This window comes from Halomonas sp. 1513 (genome assembly GCA_001971685.1).
In the GTDB taxonomy this organism is placed as follows: domain Bacteria; phylum Pseudomonadota; class Gammaproteobacteria; order Pseudomonadales; family Halomonadaceae; genus Franzmannia.
This window is the reverse complement of the sequence record CP019326.1, coordinates 2915860-2931187: the sequence shown is the minus strand read 5'-3', so window position 1 is coordinate 2931187 and position 15328 is coordinate 2915860. Positions and strand designations below refer to the sequence as shown.

The window sequence follows — 15328 nt, the reverse complement described above, 5'->3', positions numbered from 1 at the left end:
ATGACGTCAGCCATGACCACCGCCAGCCATCGTGACGCCATGCGCGGCATGGGCAAGACCACTTTCAAGGTGCGCGACCTCAACCTGTTCTACGGCAAGGACCAGGCGCTCAAGGGCATCGACCTGGATATCCCGGCCAACAAGGTGACCGCCTTTATCGGCCCCTCGGGCTGCGGCAAGTCGACCCTGCTGCGCTGCTTCAATCGCATGAACGACCTGGTCGATATTTGCCGCGTCGAGGGCGAGATCCTGCTCGACGGCGAGGACATCTACGCCCGCGGCGTGGATGTCGCCGAGCTGCGCCGCAAGGTGGGCATGGTGTTCCAGAAGCCCAACCCCTTTCCCAAGTCGATCTACGAGAACGTCGCCTACGGCCTGCGCCTGCAGGGCGTCAACAACAAGTCGGTGCTCGACGAGGTGGTGGAGCGCTCGCTGCGCGGTGCGGCGCTGTGGGACGAGGTCAAGGACCGGCTCGGCGACAACGCTTTCGGCCTCTCCGGCGGCCAGCAGCAGCGCCTGGTGATCGCCCGGGCCATCGCCATCGAGCCGGAGGTGATCCTGCTCGACGAACCGGCCTCGGCGCTGGACCCGATCTCGACGCTGAAGATCGAGGAGCTGATCCACGAGCTCAAGGAGCAGTACACCATCCTCATCGTCACCCACAACATGCAGCAGGCGGCGCGGGTTTCGGACTACACCGCCTTCATGTACCTCGGCGACCTGGTCGAGTTCGGTGAGACCAACACCATCTTCACCGAGCCCGAGAAGAAGCAGACCGAGGATTACATTACGGGCCGCTACGGCTAAGCCTGAACGCCAGGCGGGGCTGTTCTGCAAGTTCAGCCCCGCAGGCAGGCCGCCGAGTGCGGCTTTTTCTCGGTCGCTACATATATGGTATTTTGCATATATGTCAGTAGCGATATTGTAACGATTGGTGGGAGAAAAGCATGAGCGTAACCATTGGCATCAACGGCTTCGGGCGTATCGGTCGCCTGGCCCTGCGCAGCCTGTGGGCCAGCGTCGAGGCCGGCGCGGTGGAGATCGCGCGCATCAACGACCCGGGCGGCGACGCCGCGACCTTCGCCCATCTGCTCGAATTCGACTCGGTACACGGCCACTGGTCGCCGGGGCAGGGCATCGTGGCGCAGCAGGATGCCATCGTCATCGACGGCCGGCGCATCGCCTTCAGCGCCAACCGCGAGCTCGGCGACAGCGACTGGTCCGGCTGCCGGGTGGCCATCGAGTGCTCCGGCAAGATGAAGACGCAGGACAAGCTCAACGCCTACCTCGAGCAGGGCGTCGAGCGCGTGGTGGTCAGCGCCCCGGTCAAGGAGCAGGGGGTGCTCAACCTGGTGGTCGGCGTCAACGACGACCTCTACGACCCGGCGACACATCGCATCGTCACCGCGGCCAGCTGCACCACCAACTGCCTGGCGCCGGTGGTCAAGGTGATCCACGAGACCTACGGCATTCGCCACGGCTCGATGACCACGGTGCACGACATCACCAACACCCAGACCATTCTCGATGCCCCGAGCTCTCCACAAAAGCCGGATCTACGCCGCTCGCGGGCCTGCGGCATGAGCCTGATTCCCACCACCACCGGCTCGGCCAAGGCGATCACCGCGATCTTCCCCGAACTCGAGGGCAAGCTCAACGGCCACGCGATACGCGTGCCGCTGGCCAACGCCTCGCTCACCGATATGGTCTTCGAGCTCGAGCGCGAGGTCACGGTGGAGGAGGTCAATGCCGCCCTGAAGGCCGCCGCCGACGGCCCGCTGGCCGGCATTCTCGGCTATGAGGAGCGGCCGCTGGTCTCCATCGACTACCGCACCGACCCGCGCAGCGCGATCATCGACGCGCTCTCGACCATGGTCGTCAACGGCACCCAGCTCAAGCTCTACGCCTGGTACGACAACGAGTGGGGCTATGCCAACCGCACCGCCGAGCTGGCCTTGAAGGTCGGCGGCGCGCAGGTGGCCCGTGGCTGAGGCGATGTCGCTGCTAGAGCGGGTCAGGCAGCTGCCCTTCGAGGTGCGCCAGTACCTGCTGATCACCGGCAACTACTGGGCCTTCACCCTCACCGACGGTGCGCTGCGCATGCTGGTGGTGCTCTATTTCAGCCAGCTGGGCTACTCGCCGCTGGAAGTGGCCATGCTGTTCCTGTTCTACGAGGCGTTCGGCGTGGTCACCAACCTGGTGGGCGGCTGGCTAGGCGCGCGGCTGGGGCTCAATCGCACCATGAACGTCGGCCTCGGCCTGCAGATCGTCGCCCTGGCGATGCTGCTGGTGCCGGCCGGCATGCTGACGGTGGTATGGGTGATGACCGCCCAGGCGCTGTCGGGGATCGCCAAGGACCTCAACAAGATGAGCGCCAAGAGCGCGGTCAAGGTGTTGGTGCCCAAGGAGAGCGCCAGCGCCGGCAGCGCGCTCTACCGCTGGGTGGCGATGCTGACCGGCTCCAAGAATGCCCTCAAGGGGCTGGGGTTCTTTCTCGGCGGGCTGTTGCTGACGCTGATCGGCTTCCAGGGTGCGGTACTGGCCATGGCGGTGATGCTCAGCGGCGTGCTGGGACTGTCGCTGTGGCGGCTGCGCGCCGACCTGGGCCGCCAGAAGGTCAAACCCAAGTTCTCCGAGGTGTTCTCCAAGTCGCGGGCGGTCAACGTGCTGTCTGCGGCAAGGCTGTGTTTGTTCGCCTCCCGAGACGTGTGGTTCGTGGTGGCGCTGCCGGTGTTTCTCTACGAGCAGCACGGCTGGAGCCAGTGGACGGTGGGCGGGCTGCTGGCGCTGTGGGTGATCGGCTACGGCGGGGTGCAGACCCAGGCGCCCAGGCTGACCCGGCTGATGAGCGGCGAGGCGCGGGTGATCACCGCCGGCTGGGCCGCGGCCCTGGCGCTGCTTGGCGTGGCCCTGGCGCTGCTGCCGCTGACCGCGGTGGGCTGGCTGGTGGCGGGGCTGCTGGCCTTTGGGGTGCTGTTTGCGATCAATTCCAGCTGGCACAGCTATCTGATCGTGCACTACGCCCGCGCCGACGGCGTGTCGATGGACGTCGGCTTCTACTACATGGCCAACGCCATGGGCCGGCTGATCGGCACGCTGCTCTCCGGCTGGCTGTACATGACCCACGGCCTCAGCGCCTGCCTGTGGGTGGCGGCGGGGCTGGTCGCCGCCAGCGCCTTGATGGCCCTGGCGCTGCCGCGCCAGGCCGATACCGCCGCCGTCAATTAGGGCGCTCGGGTAGACTACGACGATATAACCGAGATGATGAAGTGAGGTCACCATGCAACCGCTACGCCTGTTCAAATGCCTGGCCGACGACACTCGCCTGATGCTGATACTGCTGATCCAGCAGGAGGGCGAGCTGTGCGTGTGTGAGATGACCCACGTGCTCAAGGAGTCGCAGCCCAAGGTCTCGCGACACCTGGCCCAGCTGCGCGGCTGCGGCCTGGTGGTCGACCAGCGAGACGGCCAGTGGGTCTACTACCGGCTGGCGCCCAGTTTGCCCGAGTGGGCGCTGACTACCCTGGCCGCCGCCGCCGAAGGCGACCGCCAGCGTATTCAGGCCGGATTGTCGCGGCTGGCGGCGATGGGCAATCGCCCGGAGCGCCGCGCGGCACTGTGCTGAGGCTACGCTTCGGTCGGTGAAGGAATCAGCCGCCCCGGCACCCAGCGCAGATAGGCGACCATGCCGAACAGCTCGACCAGCGACTGGAAGACGATCACCACCACGGCGGCCTGCCACGCCTCGGGCAGGGCCAGGGCAATCGGCAGCACCACGAAGGAGTTGCGGGTGCCGAAGCTGAAGGTCAGGGTGCGTGCCGGCCCCGGGGCCAGGCCGAACCCGCGGCCGAGCAGCTTGCCGAGCAGGGCGGCGAACAGCAGGTAGGCGATGAAGATCGCCAGCACCTGCAGCAGCACCCCGCCGAGACCGACCACGCTGTTGACCTGGGAGGCGGCGATCACCAGCACCACCAGCGCCAGTAGCGGCACCGGCAGCAGGCCGAGCCTATCTACCGCACGCCTGGCCACCGGCTGGCGCTCGGCGAGGCGCTCGGTCAGCCAGGCCAGTACCAGCGGCGTGAGGATCAGCCCGGTGAAGGCGCCGAGTAGCTGAGTGCTGAGCGCGAGCTGGAACCAGCCCGGGCCGAGAAACAGCCATAAATAAGCGGGCAGCGCGACGATCTGCACCAGCAAGAGCAACGGCGCCGCGGCAATGGCGCGACCCACCTCGCCCTTGCCGAGGTGGGTAAAGCTGATGAACCAGTCGGTACAGGGCACCAGCAGTACCAGCAGGACGCCCGCCTGCACCGCCGGCGACAGCGGCAGCAGCGCCATGCCGGCCCCCACCAGCAGCGGAATCACCACGAAGTTACCCAGCAGCAGCGCGGCCATGAAGCGCCAGTCGCTAACGCCGCGGCGTATGTGGGTCAGCGGAATCTGGGTAAAGGTGGCATACAGCAGCGTACCGAGCAGCGGCCACAGCAGTGGCTCGAGCATCGCCGCCAGCGACGGCTGCCACAGCCCCAGTGCCAGCCCGGCCAGGATGAAGGCAAGGTAGATCCAGGCCTGGTGGCGCTCCATGCGCTCGCGCATCAACACTCGCCTTAGCGGTCAGTGATTCTTGACGCGCTGTATGCGCCAGGCCAGCAGGCCGATGATCCCCACCCCCAACGGGGCCAGCACCGCAGCGGCGACGATCGGCTCGATGACCATCCCCAGGGCATCGAGGCTTTGCAGCCCCAGCTTGAACAGGCTGAAGAGGTAGTAGCTGATGACGATGATCGACAGCCCTTCGACCGCCTTCTGGATCTTCAACTGGCTGCTGGTGCGCTCGTTGAGGCTGTGCAGGATCGCGGAGTTCTGCTCCTCGATCTCGACCTGCGCGCGGGTCCGCAGCAGATCGTTGAGCCGCGCCACGCTCTGGGCCAGATCTTGCTGGCGCTGGTTGATCGCGGCGCAGTAGTGCACCGTCGGCCGGAAGCGCCTCAGCACGAAGGTCCCCAGGCGTGGTCGGTCGCCCAAGCGCTCCTCGCGCAGCTCCTCGATGCGCGTGAGCACGATCCGCGCATAGGCCTCGGTGGCGCTGAAGCGCTGCCGCGAGCGGGCGCCGCTATGCTCGAGGCGTGCCGAGAGCGCGGAGATCGCCGCCAGCAGTGGCCGGTAGCTGGTCTGCTTGTCCTCGGTATTACGCTGCGACAGTTCGCCCAGCTCGAGCTCGTAATCGTGCAGCTCGAGGCTCATCTGCTTGGCTACCGGCAGGGCCAGCGACGCCATCATGCGGTAGGTCTCGATCTCCAGCAGCCGGCGGGTCATGCGCCCCAGGCGAAAGGCATTCAGGCCGCGGTTGATCAGCAGTAGCCGGTTCACGCCCGCCGCGGTGAGTCGGAAATCGCTCCACACGGTGGCCCCGCCATCGCCCAGGCTCGAGCCGGCGGGGTCGCGGAAGCCGTAGGCCTCGGCGTCGCCGCCCCAGGTGGCTTCGGCCTCGACCAGGATCAGGCTGGCATTGATCAGCGCCCGGCTGTGCTTGGCGACGATGTCGGCGAGCAGCGGCGGGGGCGATGGCCATTGCTCGCCGCGCTCGGGGCGCGGGACCAGCAGCGTGAGGGTGAAAAACTCGGTATGGCGCTCCCATTTCAGGGTCTGGTCGCCGAGATCGAGAATCTCCTGGGCGGCCTCGATGTCGGGGGTCTTGCCTGCCACCTCGGCGATCCGCTCGAGAATGTCCGCGGCGATGCCGTCCTCGTCGAGGAAGGCGTAGTGGTGGAGATGCGCCGGATCCTCGAAGTAGATCGAGGGCCGGGCGTGGAGCTCATTGTGCAGTCGGGCGCGTTGCGGGTGCATGTCGGGGCCAGGCAAGGGAACGTCTACCGAGACTAGAAGCTGTTGTCGCCCGGGCCAAGTGCGGCGGTTCAACGTGTCGAACGGAGGGCCAGGCTTCAGGCCTGCGCGGCGCGGGTGTCGGCCGTCGGGAAGTGGTGTCGGGTCTTGTTGGCGATGCGCACCAGGGCCAGCATCAGCGGCACCTCCACCAGCACGCCTACCACCGTGGCCAGCGCCGCCCCCGACTGCAGCCCGAACAGCGCGATGGCCGCCGCCACGGCAAGCTCGAAGAAGTTGCTGGCGCCGATCATCGCCCCGGGGGCGGCCACGTTGTGGGGCACCTTCCACGCCTTGGCCCAGCCGTAGGCAATGAAGAAGATCAGCACGGTCTGGATGATCAGCGGGATGGCGATGAGCACGATATGCAGCGGGTTGGCGATGATCACGTCGCCCTGGAAGGCGAACAGCAGCACCAGGGTGATAATTAATCCCACCGGCGTCACTGGGCCAATACGTTTCATAAAGACGCTGTCGAACCACTCGCTGCCACGCCGCTTGATCAGCGCCTGGCGGGTCAGATAGCCGGCCGTCAGCGGGATGACGATATACAGCACCACCGACAGAATGACCGTGTCCCAGGGCACCTGAATATTCGATATGCCGAGCAGGAAGACCACGATGGGGGCGAAGGCGAACAGCATGATCAGGTCGTTGACCGCCACCTGCACCAGGGTATAGGCGGCGTCGCCTCGGGTCAGGTAGCTCCAGACGAAGACCATGGCGGTACAGGGCGCAGCGCCCAGCAGGATAGCGCCGGCCAGGTACTCACTGGCGCGCTCCGCGGGGATCAGCGGGGCGAACACCACCATCAGGAAGAACCAGGCGATGGCGAACATGCTGAACGGCTTGATCAGCCAGTTCACCGAGGTGGTGATCAACAGTCCCTTGGGTTGGCGGCGCACGCCGAGGACCGAGGTAAAGTCGATCTGCAGCATCATGGGAAAGATCATCGCCCAGATCAGGATCGCCACCGGGATTGAGACCTGGGCAACCTCGAAGCGCGACAGCGCCTCGGGAATGGCGGGGGCGAACTGGCCGAGCAGGATGCCGGCGACGATGGCAAGCGCCACCCACAGCGACAGGAAGCGCTCAAACAGGCCCATGCCTTCGGCGACGCTGGGTGCTTGGGTGTCCTGGTGTGCGCTCATGGCCTGGCTCCTGGCGGAGAAACGATGCCGCCATGATATGCGCAATACCATATATGCTCAAGCGTATATAAGGCGTCCATCGCATGGGCGAGGGGCAAGGCGGGGGGGCGGAGCGGGCGCCCTCGGAGGAGGGCGCCGCGGGTTGTCAGGAAGGTGTTAGTCGGCCAGCTCCACGGCGATGGCGGTAGCCTCGCCGCCGCCGATGCACAGGCTGGCAACGCCGCGCTTGCCGCCGGTGACGCGCAGGGCGTTGATCAGGGTGGCGATGATCCGCGAGCCGGTAGAGCCCACCGGGTGGCCCTGGGCGCAGGCGCCGCCGAAGATGTTGACCTTGGCGTGGGGGATCTCGAGGTCGTCCATGGCCATCAGAGTGACCACGGCGAAGGCCTCGTTGACCTCGAACAGGTCGACGTCCTCCACCGTCCAGTCGAGGCGCTCGAGCAGCGCGGCGATGGCGCCCACCGGGGCGATGGTGAACTCGCTGGGGTGGCGCGAGAAGGTGCTGTGGCCGAGCACCCGGGCAATCGGCGTCAGGCCGTGGGCCTGGGCCGCGGCGCGGCTGGCGACGATCACCGCCGAGGCGCCGTCGGAGATCGAGCTGGCGTTGGCGGCGGTGATGGTGCCGTCCTTGGCAAACGCCGGGCGCATGCTGCGGATCTTGTCGAGCTTGGCCTGGAACGGCTGCTCGTCGTGCGCCACCAGCGTCTCGCCGCTGCGCGAGGTGACCGTCACCGGGGCCATTTCGGCAGCCAGGTGGCCGGCCTCATGGGCGGCCATGGCGCGCTCCAGCGAGGCGATGGCGAAGTCGTCCATGCGCTCGCGGCCGTAGCCGCGCTGGTCTGCGACCTGCTGGGCGAAGGTGCCCATCAGCTGGCCGGTCTCGGCGTCCTCGAGGCCGTCGTGGAACATATGGTCCTTGAGCTCGCCGTGGCCGAGGCGATAGCCGCTGCGTGCCTTGGTCAGCAGATGCGGGGCGTTGGACATCGACTCCATGCCGCCGGCCAGGATCAGCTCGCCGCTGCCGGCGCGGATCAGGTCGTGGGCCAGCATCACGGCCTTCATGCCCGAGCCACACAGCTTGTTGATAGTGGTGGCGCCGATCTGGTCGGGAATCCCGGCCTGGCGCATCGCCTGGCGCGCCGGGCCCTGCTTGACCCCGCCGGGCAGCACGCAGCCGAGAAAGCCCTCGTCGATCTCGTCGGGTTCGATGCCGGCACGCTCGATCGCGGCACGGATCGCCACCGCGGCGAGTTCGGGAGCGGTGAGGCTCGACAGGCTGCCCAGCATGCCGCCCATCGGGGTGCGGGCGGCGGAAAGAATCACGATATCGTTGGATGCTGCCATGGAGGTCTCCTCGAAGGCGGTGACAATTGACCCGTCGTGCGGGGCTATGCTTTGCTCCAGCATAACCAAGCAAGCGCTAGTGTAAATGCGATGAATGTAGCGACCGACTCGCCCCGCCGCCAGCAGCTGACCCAAATCGCCGCGCGGCTGTTCATGCAGCAAGGCTTCGATCGCACCACGGTGCGCATGCTGGCCGAGGAGATGGGCATCAAGTCGGGCAGCCTGTTCCACCACTTCGCCGACAAGCAGGAGATTCTCTGTGCGGTGATCGAGGAGAGTACCCGCAACGCCCTGGTCAGCGCCCGCCGGGCCCTGGCCGAGGCTGCGCCGACGCCCCGCGCACGGCTGGTGGCGCTGGCCCGGGTACACCTCGAGACCCTGCACGACGATCGCCATGCCCACGGCGTGGCGCTCTATGAGTGGCGGCGCCTCAACGATGAGGACCGCGAGCACCTCACCCACCTGCGTGACGCCTACGAGGCGCTATGGCATCAGGTCATCGTCGACGCCCGCGAGGTGGGGCTGGTACACGGCGACCCGGCGACCGTCACCCGCTTCGCCCTGGGCGCGCTCAACTGGACGGCGCGCTGGTACGACCCCGAGGGGCCGATGAACACTGCCCAGCTGGCGGATGAGCTGGCCAACATGGTGCTGAGCCCCGCCTCCTGACCCCGCCAGGGCGAGTCCCGGCTACCACCAAGGTGGTAGGTCAATCATCAAACGAACGCTTGACTCCGGCTGCCTCGGGCGCTAATTTCAAACACATGTTTGAAAGCGCCGCCGGTGCTTTCTGCGCCCGACGTGAGGAGATTGCAAGATGCCCGACTATCAGGCCCCGCTGCGCGACCTGCGCTTCGTGATGGACGAGATGTTCGACTTCCCCAGCCACTACGCTGCGCTGCCGGGAGGCGACGACGCCTCGCCGGACGTGGTCGCGGCAATCCTCGAGGAGGGCGCGCGCTTCTCCCGCGAGGTGCTGCTGCCGCTCAACCAGAGCGGCGACCGCGAGGGCTGCCTGCTGGAGGGCGGCGACGTCAAGGCGCCCAAGGGCTTCAAGCAGGCCTACCAGCAGTACGTTGAAGGCGGTTGGCCGAGCCTCTCCGCCGAGCCCGAGTTCGGCGGCCAGGGCCTGCCGCATTCGCTGGGCATGGTGCTGTCGGAGATGATCTGCGCCACCAACCTGGCCTGGGGCATGTACCCGGGGCTCTCCCACGGCGCCGCCGATGCGCTGCGCCACCACGGCAGCGATGCGCAGAAGGCCACCTACCTGACCAAGCTGGTCGAGGGCGTGTGGACCGGCACCATGTGCCTCACCGAGCCGCACTGCGGCACCGACCTGGGGCTGATCAAGACCCGCGCGGTGCCCACCGATGACGGCGGCTATGAGATCACCGGCACCAAGATCTTCATCTCCGCCGGCGAGCACGACCTGGCCGAGAACATCGTTCACCTTGTGCTGGCCAAGCTGCCTGATGCGCCGGAGGGCTCCAAGGGCATCTCGCTGTTCGTGGTACCGAAGTATCTACCCAACCAGGCGGGTGAACCCGGTGAGCGTAACGGCGTGGTGTGCGGCTCGCTGGAGCACAAGATGGGCATCCACGGCAACGCCACCTGCGTGATGAACTTCGACGCCGCCAAGGGTTATCTGGTCGGCGCGCCCAACAAGGGCCTGGCCTGCATGTTCACGATGATGAACGTGGCGCGTATCGGGGTCGGCATCCAAGGGCTGGGCCTTACCGAGGCGAGCTTCCAGAACTCGCTCGCCTATGCCCGCGATCGCCTGCAGATGCGCGCGCTGTCCGGCGCCAAGGCGCCGGAGAAGGCCGCCGACCCGATCATCGTCCACCCCGACGTGCGGCGCATGCTGCTGACCCAGAAGGCCTTCGCCGAAGGCGGCCGGATGCTGGTGCTGTACACCGCGCAGATGGTCGACGTGGTCGAGCACGGCCAGGACGCCGCCGAACGCGAGCGCGCCGAGACCCTGCTGGGCCTGCTGACGCCGATCGTCAAGGCGTTCCTCACCGAGGTCGGCTTCGAAGCCACCAACGAGGGCGTGCAGGTGTTCGGCGGCCACGGCTTCATCCAGGAGTGGGGCATGGAGCAGCTGGTGCGCGATGCGCGTATCACCCGCCTCTACGAGGGTACTACCGGTATCCAGGCCCTCGACCTGCTGGGCCGCAAGGTGCTGATGAGCCAGGGCGAGACGCTCAAGGCCTTCACCAAGGAGATTCACAAGTTCTGCCAGGCCGAAGCCGATAACCCGGCGCTGGCCGAATTCATCAAGCCGCTGGCCAAGCTCAACGCCGAATGGGGCGAGCTGACCATGGGCGTGGGCATGAAGGCGATGCAGGACCGCGAGGAAGTCGGTGCCGCCAGCGTCGACTACCTGATGTACTCGGGCTACGTGACCCTCGCCTACCTGTTCGCCCGCGCCGCCAAGCAGGCCAGCGCCGCGCTGGAGGGTGACGAGCATGCTTTCTACCAGGCCAAGCTCGATACCGCACGTTTCTACTACCAGCGGTTGCTGCCGCGCACCCGCGCCCATGCCGCCATGGTGCAGGCCGGCGGCGGCTCGCTGATGGCGATCTCCGCCTACGACTTCGGCCTGGGCTTCGAGATCTAACCGGCTACGCGATTGTCTCTCTCGGTCAGGCGCTCTGACTGAACCGCTTGAGGCGGCCCGCTTGGGCCGCCTTTTTTTCGTGCGCCAGGCATGGCGCGCAGCGCCTGACGGGCGCTGTTTCCGAGGGTGGTGCCTCGGGATGACTCGGGGGTGAGAGTCCCCTACGGACCCTGATAGCGGGAACCGTTAGCTGAACAGCAAGGGTGTCCGTCGCGAGGCGGAATCTGAAGGAAGCTGAAGGCAAACTCCTGGCCCGACGAACAGGAACCGTATATGAGGCTCCCGCATCTGGGCGAGAGGGCTAAGATCCTCGAAACCCGATAGCTATCCAGAAGGTGCGGTAGTAAATGCGGCGGGTAGGTGGGAGGAAGGTCGCGCGTCTTACCCTGGGAGGTCTGGTGGTCTGCCACGGTGCTACCGGCGTCGAGAGGCGGCGGGATGGGTCACCAGACGTCAGCAGAGGTCATAGTAAGTGCCGATTCACCCCGGCACCAAGGGCCGAACATGAAGAACCGCGAGTAGGCGATGACGTCTCGAGGATCGATCATGAAGACAGACACTGACGCTGATACCGTCACCCACCCAGAGGGGCAGGGGCGGAACTCTGAGTCCCGGCCGGTGGGCGTCGAGACGGTCCCGGCGTCGTCATCGTGGACGAAAGCGGAGCCCGCCCCGCTCATGGAGGCCGTGGTAGCGAAGGCCAACATGGCGCGGGCTTACCGGAAGGTGGTCGCCAACCAAGGCGCACCGGGTGCCGACGGCATGACGGTGGATCAGCTGGCCGATCACCTGAAACAGTACTGGCCGACGCTGCGCGAGCGGCTGCTGGCCGGTGAGTATCATCCCAGCCCGGTCCGGGCCGTCAAGATTCCCAAGCCCAAGGGCGGGACACGGCAGCTCGGCATCCCCACGGTGACCGACCGGCTGATCCAGCAGGCGCTGCTTCAGGTACTGACGCCGATCTTCGATCCGACATTCTCGGCATCGAGCTACGGCTACAGGCCAGGGCGCAGTGCCCAGCAGGCCGTCTCGGCGATGAAGGCCCATGTCACTGCCGGCCACCGCTGGGTGGTCGATCTTGACCTGAAAGCCTTCTTTGACCGGGTGAACCACGACCTGCTGATGGCCCGGGTCGCGCGCCGCATCCGCGACAAGCGGGTACGGCGCCTGATTCGTCGCTATCTGGAAGCCGGGATGTTTCAGGACGGCCTGCCCGCGCCACGCCAACAGGGAACGCCGCAGGGCGGACCGCTGAGTCCGCTGCTGGCCAATATCCTGCTGGATGACGTGGACAAGGAGCTGGAACGCCGCGGTCACCGCTTCTGCCGCTACGCCGACGACCTGCAGGTATACGTCAGGAGTCGTCGAGCGGGTGAGCGCGTTATGGCTAGCCTGAGTGATTTTCTCGAGAGCTCACTCAGGCTCACGGTCAATCACGCCAAGAGTGCGGTGGACCGCCCGTGGCACCGCGGGTACCTGGGCTACACGCTGACCCGACACAAACTGCCGAAGCTGACGCTGGCCAAGGCCAGCCTGCAGCGCCTGATGCAGCGTGTCCGTGAGGTACTCAAGCGTGGCAAGGGGCGCAATATCCGACGCGTCGTCGAAGAGCTGGTGCCAGTCCTGCGAGGCTGGGCCAGCTACTTCAGTCTCGTCGATGTTAAACGCCCGTTGGAAGCGCTGGATGGTTGGATACGCCGCCGACTGCGCTGCGTGATCTGGCGGCAGTGGAAGCGGCCGCAGACTCGACGCCGGAAGCTCCTGGCGCTGGGGCTGGACGACCAGCGCGCCTGGAAATCGGCGGGGAACGGTCGAGGCCCGTGGTGGAACGCCGGGGCCTCGCACATGAATCAGGCCCTGCCACGGAAGTGGTTCAACCAACTGGGCCTGATCTCGGTACTTGATACGGTAAGAGGGCTTAGCCGTTCTTCGTGAACCGCCGTGGTACGGAACCGTATGCCCGGTGGTGTGGGAGGGCGCCGGGGGTGACCCCGGCCCCTACCCGATTATGTAGCGAGCCTGTTTGGCATGCCCCAGAGTGTCGCCCGAGGTGGCTCGGGCGGTGCCGATACCATCCGGTCGACGAGCCTGATGCATGCAGCCTCATGCAGGTCACGTAGTGGGTTAGGTGGTCTTGAAATCTGCTCGTTCGCCATCAAATCTTGTCATGCCAAGGGGTAACCCGACGGCACTGAATGTTCTGATTTGCTTCACATGTTGGAATGATCGAACAGGAGGTGGCGTATGAATCTGCAGAAACTCTCTCCCTGGAACTGGTTCAAGAGCGAGAACGCCGATGCACCGGCTGCGCCCTCCGCAGTGGAGCCCCGGCGGGGTGAAATCACACCCTTGCTTGGTATGCACCAGGAGCTGGATCGTTGGATGGATGGCGTCATGCGACAGTTCGGCATGCCGTCCCTGGGAAGCCGCCTGGGTGGCATGCCCGGCCTGCTGCAGCCGCAGCTCGATATTGCCGAGCGTGACAGCGAGTATGTGATCAGCGTCGAGGTGCCGGGGGTGGAGGAGAAGGATATCTCTCTGTCCCTGGACGACCAGCGTCTGGTCATCGAAGGTGAGAAGCGCCAGGAGAGCCGCACCGAAGACAACCAGCTCCATCGTATCGAGCGCTCCTACGGCCGGTTTCGTCGCGTGCTGGACCTGCCCGCGGATGCCAAGGACGAGGAGATCAAGGCCTCTTTCGACAATGGGGTGTTGACGGTCCGGGTGCCACGCAGTGAGCAAGCCAAGGTGGCCCGCCGTGAAATCCCCATTCAGTGAGCGCGGTTGATGACGTCATGGAGCTCGCCGGCTGGCGAGCTTTTTTTTACCACTCAGGCGCTAGTCGACCACTGATCTGCCAGTGCCTGACTGGCCAGGGTCAGCATGCTGAGGTTGCCGAAGCTGAAGCTCTGGTGCAGCGCGCGCAGTGGCTCGCCCTGCATGGCGCCGACCACCATCAGCAGCGGCAGGAAGTGCTCGGGGCTGGGGTGGGCATGGCGCGCATTGGGCGCCTGGCGCTGCCAGTCGGCGAGGGCCGCCAGGTCGCCGCGCTCGGCCACCTCGCAGACCCATTCGTGGAAGGCTAGCGCCCAGGCGTCCGGCGGCGAGCCCTCCGGCCGGCGGTCGTCGAGGTTGTGGGTGGCCGCGCCGGAGCCGATCAGCCACAGCCCGTGGGCATCCGCGAACTCGCCGAGCCGGCGTGCGACCTCGAGCTGCTGCTGGGCGGTCATGGCCATGGGCACGCTGACCGGCAGCAGTGGCACCTCGGCCTCGGGCCAGACCAGCGACAGCGGCGACCAGATGCCGTGGTCGAGGGGGCGCTCGGGGTCGAGGCTGGCTGCGATGCCGTGGCCCTGCAGGGTGTCTGCCAACTGCCGTGCGGTGTCGGGCATGCCCGGGGCCGGGTAGCGCATCCGGTAGAGCAAGTCGGGAAAGCCGTAGAAGTCGTGCAGGGTGGCCGGTGACGCGGCGCTGCCGAGGGTCACCCCGGGCGTCTCGAAGTGGGCCGAGATCACCAGCGCGCCCCGCGGACGCGGCAGCCGCTGGCCGAGCGCGACGAGGAAGTCCCGCGCCGGGTGGTCGCTGATGACCAGCGAGGGAGAGCCATGGGAGATAAACAGTGACGGTTGCATCCTAGCCTCCGGGGCGTTGAGGGAATCTCCCGCCAGACTACGCTGACGGTGGCGCCGCGACAGCCGGCCGGTGGCGAATGCACCGTTCGCGGTACGGCAAGGGTGGATGCTGGATCAATTGCGCTACACTTTCCCAGGCGAGGCTCATTGAATCAGGCTAGGCCCTCGATAAGGGCTAGGCATTTCACTTAGTGTTGCGTTCACGCTTCAATGGGTACATCAGTACGACTGCGCTTGATCACTGGCCGGGAGGAGAGCGAGTGGCACTGCCGACACCCATGGACGTCTCTGCCGGCGGGCTGCGCCGACTGCGCAATGCGCTGTATATGGTGCTTGCCTGGTGCAGTTTTGCGCTGGGCGTGATTGGCGTGTTCGTGCCGCTGATGCCGACCACCTGTTTCATGCTGCTGGCGGTGTGGGCCGCCTCGCGCGGCTCGCCGCGTTTTGCCCAGTGGATCCGTGAGCATCCGCGCTTCGGCCCTTCGGTGGTGGCCTGGGAGTGTGAGCGGGCGATCCCGCGGCGTGCCAAGGGCATTGCCGTGGTGATGCTGGCTTTCTCGGTCGTGGTACTGCTGCTGACGGTGCCCAGCCCGATCATCAAGCTAACGCTGGTCGCCGGCCTCGGCCTGCTGGCGCTGTGGATAGTGACCCGCCCGGCGCCGGGGCACCTCTCGCCATAGGCGGGGCGGCTGAAGTCC

The 15328-nt window shown here is 66.4% G+C and carries 14 protein-coding genes; 9 read left to right on the top strand and 5 right to left on the bottom strand.

Translation table 11 applies throughout. From position 1 onward, the window contains the following. The 4 genes from BWR19_13360 (at position 1) to BWR19_13345 (ending at position 3625) form a co-directional block, all read left to right on the top strand. Entirely contained in the window at positions 1-807 is an 807-nt protein-coding gene (locus BWR19_13360; protein APX95027.1) for a phosphate ABC transporter ATP-binding protein, read from the top strand. A gap of 140 nt (positions 808-947) precedes the next feature. Further along, positions 948-1991, top strand: coding sequence for a type I glyceraldehyde-3-phosphate dehydrogenase (locus tag BWR19_13355; protein APX93844.1), 1044 nt, complete (start codon positions 948-950; stop codon positions 1989-1991). Positions 1992-1995: 4 nt separating this feature from the next. Beyond that, entirely contained in the window at positions 1996-3228 is a 1233-nt protein-coding gene (locus tag BWR19_13350; protein ID APX93843.1) for an MFS transporter, read from the top strand. Between the two features lie 52 nt (positions 3229-3280). Beyond that, complete coding sequence (locus tag BWR19_13345) at positions 3281-3625, top strand: transcriptional regulator (GenBank protein ID APX93842.1); 345 nt, start codon at positions 3281-3283, stop codon at positions 3623-3625. A gap of 2 nt (positions 3626-3627) precedes the next feature. On the opposite strand, the gene BWR19_13340 is transcribed toward BWR19_13345, so the two are convergent. From BWR19_13340 to BWR19_13325, 4 genes are all read right to left on the bottom strand, one after another. Continuing rightward, entirely contained in the window at positions 3628-4593 is a 966-nt protein-coding gene (locus BWR19_13340; protein ID APX93841.1) for a bile acid:sodium symporter, read from the bottom strand. 18 nt (positions 4594-4611) lie between these two features. After that, positions 4612-5844: a hypothetical protein gene (locus BWR19_13335; GenBank protein ID APX93840.1), complete on the bottom strand. Its 1233-nt coding sequence runs from the start codon at positions 5842-5844 to the stop codon at positions 4612-4614. A 95-nt stretch (positions 5845-5939) separates the two neighbouring features. After that, positions 5940-7031, bottom strand: coding sequence for an arsenical-resistance protein (locus tag BWR19_13330; protein ID APX93839.1), 1092 nt, complete (start codon positions 7029-7031; stop codon positions 5940-5942). Positions 7032-7187: 156 nt separating this feature from the next. Then, positions 7188-8375, bottom strand: a complete 1188-nt coding sequence (locus tag BWR19_13325; GenBank protein ID APX93838.1) for an acetyl-CoA acetyltransferase — start codon at positions 8373-8375, stop codon at positions 7188-7190. A gap of 90 nt (positions 8376-8465) precedes the next feature. On the opposite strand from BWR19_13325, the gene BWR19_13320 reads away from it, so the two are divergent. The 4 genes from BWR19_13320 (at position 8466) to BWR19_13305 (ending at position 13776) form a co-directional block, all read left to right on the top strand. Beyond that, positions 8466-9044, top strand: coding sequence for a TetR family transcriptional regulator (locus BWR19_13320; GenBank protein APX93837.1), 579 nt, complete (start codon positions 8466-8468; stop codon positions 9042-9044). 148 nt (positions 9045-9192) lie between these two features. Then, positions 9193-10998: an acyl-CoA dehydrogenase gene (locus tag BWR19_13315; GenBank protein ID APX93836.1), complete on the top strand. Its 1806-nt coding sequence runs from the start codon at positions 9193-9195 to the stop codon at positions 10996-10998. Positions 10999-11616: 618 nt separating this feature from the next. Next, the gene (locus BWR19_13310; protein ID APX95026.1) at positions 11617-12933 is read left to right on the top strand and encodes a group II intron reverse transcriptase/maturase; all 1317 of its coding nucleotides are present in this window, start codon (positions 11617-11619) and stop codon (positions 12931-12933) included. Positions 12934-13242: 309 nt separating this feature from the next. Then, on the top strand, positions 13243-13776 hold the full coding sequence (locus BWR19_13305) for a hypothetical protein (protein ID APX93835.1): 534 nt from the start codon (positions 13243-13245) through the stop codon (positions 13774-13776). 53 nt (positions 13777-13829) lie between these two features. Here BWR19_13305 and BWR19_13300 read toward each other — a convergent pair whose 3' ends face one another. Then, a complete protein-coding gene (locus tag BWR19_13300; GenBank protein APX93834.1) occupies positions 13830-14630 on the bottom strand; it encodes a hypothetical protein in 801 nt (266 codons plus the stop codon). A gap of 278 nt (positions 14631-14908) precedes the next feature. Here BWR19_13300 and BWR19_13295 point away from each other — a divergent pair, with 278 nt between their 5' ends. Then, on the top strand, positions 14909-15310 hold the full coding sequence (locus BWR19_13295; protein APX93833.1) for a hypothetical protein: 402 nt from the start codon (positions 14909-14911) through the stop codon (positions 15308-15310). The last annotated feature ends 18 nt before the right edge of the window (positions 15311-15328 follow it).

Coding starts and splice junctions, on each gene's coding strand:
- BWR19_13360 (APX95027.1), top strand. CDS start 1: ATGACGTCAGCCATGACCACCGCCAGCCATCGTGACGCCATGCGCGGC.
- BWR19_13355 (APX93844.1), top strand. CDS start 948: ATGAGCGTAACCATTGGCATCAACGGCTTCGGGCGTATCGGTCGCCTG.
- BWR19_13350 (APX93843.1), top strand. CDS start 1,996: ATGTCGCTGCTAGAGCGGGTCAGGCAGCTGCCCTTCGAGGTGCGCCAG.
- BWR19_13345 (APX93842.1), top strand. CDS start 3,281: ATGCAACCGCTACGCCTGTTCAAATGCCTGGCCGACGACACTCGCCTG.
- BWR19_13340 (APX93841.1), bottom strand. CDS start 4,593: ATGCGCGAGCGCATGGAGCGCCACCAGGCCTGGATCTACCTTGCCTTC.
- BWR19_13335 (APX93840.1), bottom strand. CDS start 5,844: ATGCACCCGCAACGCGCCCGACTGCACAATGAGCTCCACGCCCGGCCC.
- BWR19_13330 (APX93839.1), bottom strand. CDS start 7,031: ATGAGCGCACACCAGGACACCCAAGCACCCAGCGTCGCCGAAGGCATG.
- BWR19_13325 (APX93838.1), bottom strand. CDS start 8,375: ATGGCAGCATCCAACGATATCGTGATTCTTTCCGCCGCCCGCACCCCG.
- BWR19_13320 (APX93837.1), top strand. CDS start 8,466: ATGAATGTAGCGACCGACTCGCCCCGCCGCCAGCAGCTGACCCAAATC.
- BWR19_13315 (APX93836.1), top strand. CDS start 9,193: ATGCCCGACTATCAGGCCCCGCTGCGCGACCTGCGCTTCGTGATGGAC.
- BWR19_13305 (APX93835.1), top strand. CDS start 13,243: ATGAATCTGCAGAAACTCTCTCCCTGGAACTGGTTCAAGAGCGAGAAC.
- BWR19_13300 (APX93834.1), bottom strand. CDS start 14,630: ATGCAACCGTCACTGTTTATCTCCCATGGCTCTCCCTCGCTGGTCATC.
- BWR19_13295 (APX93833.1), top strand. CDS start 14,909: ATGGACGTCTCTGCCGGCGGGCTGCGCCGACTGCGCAATGCGCTGTAT.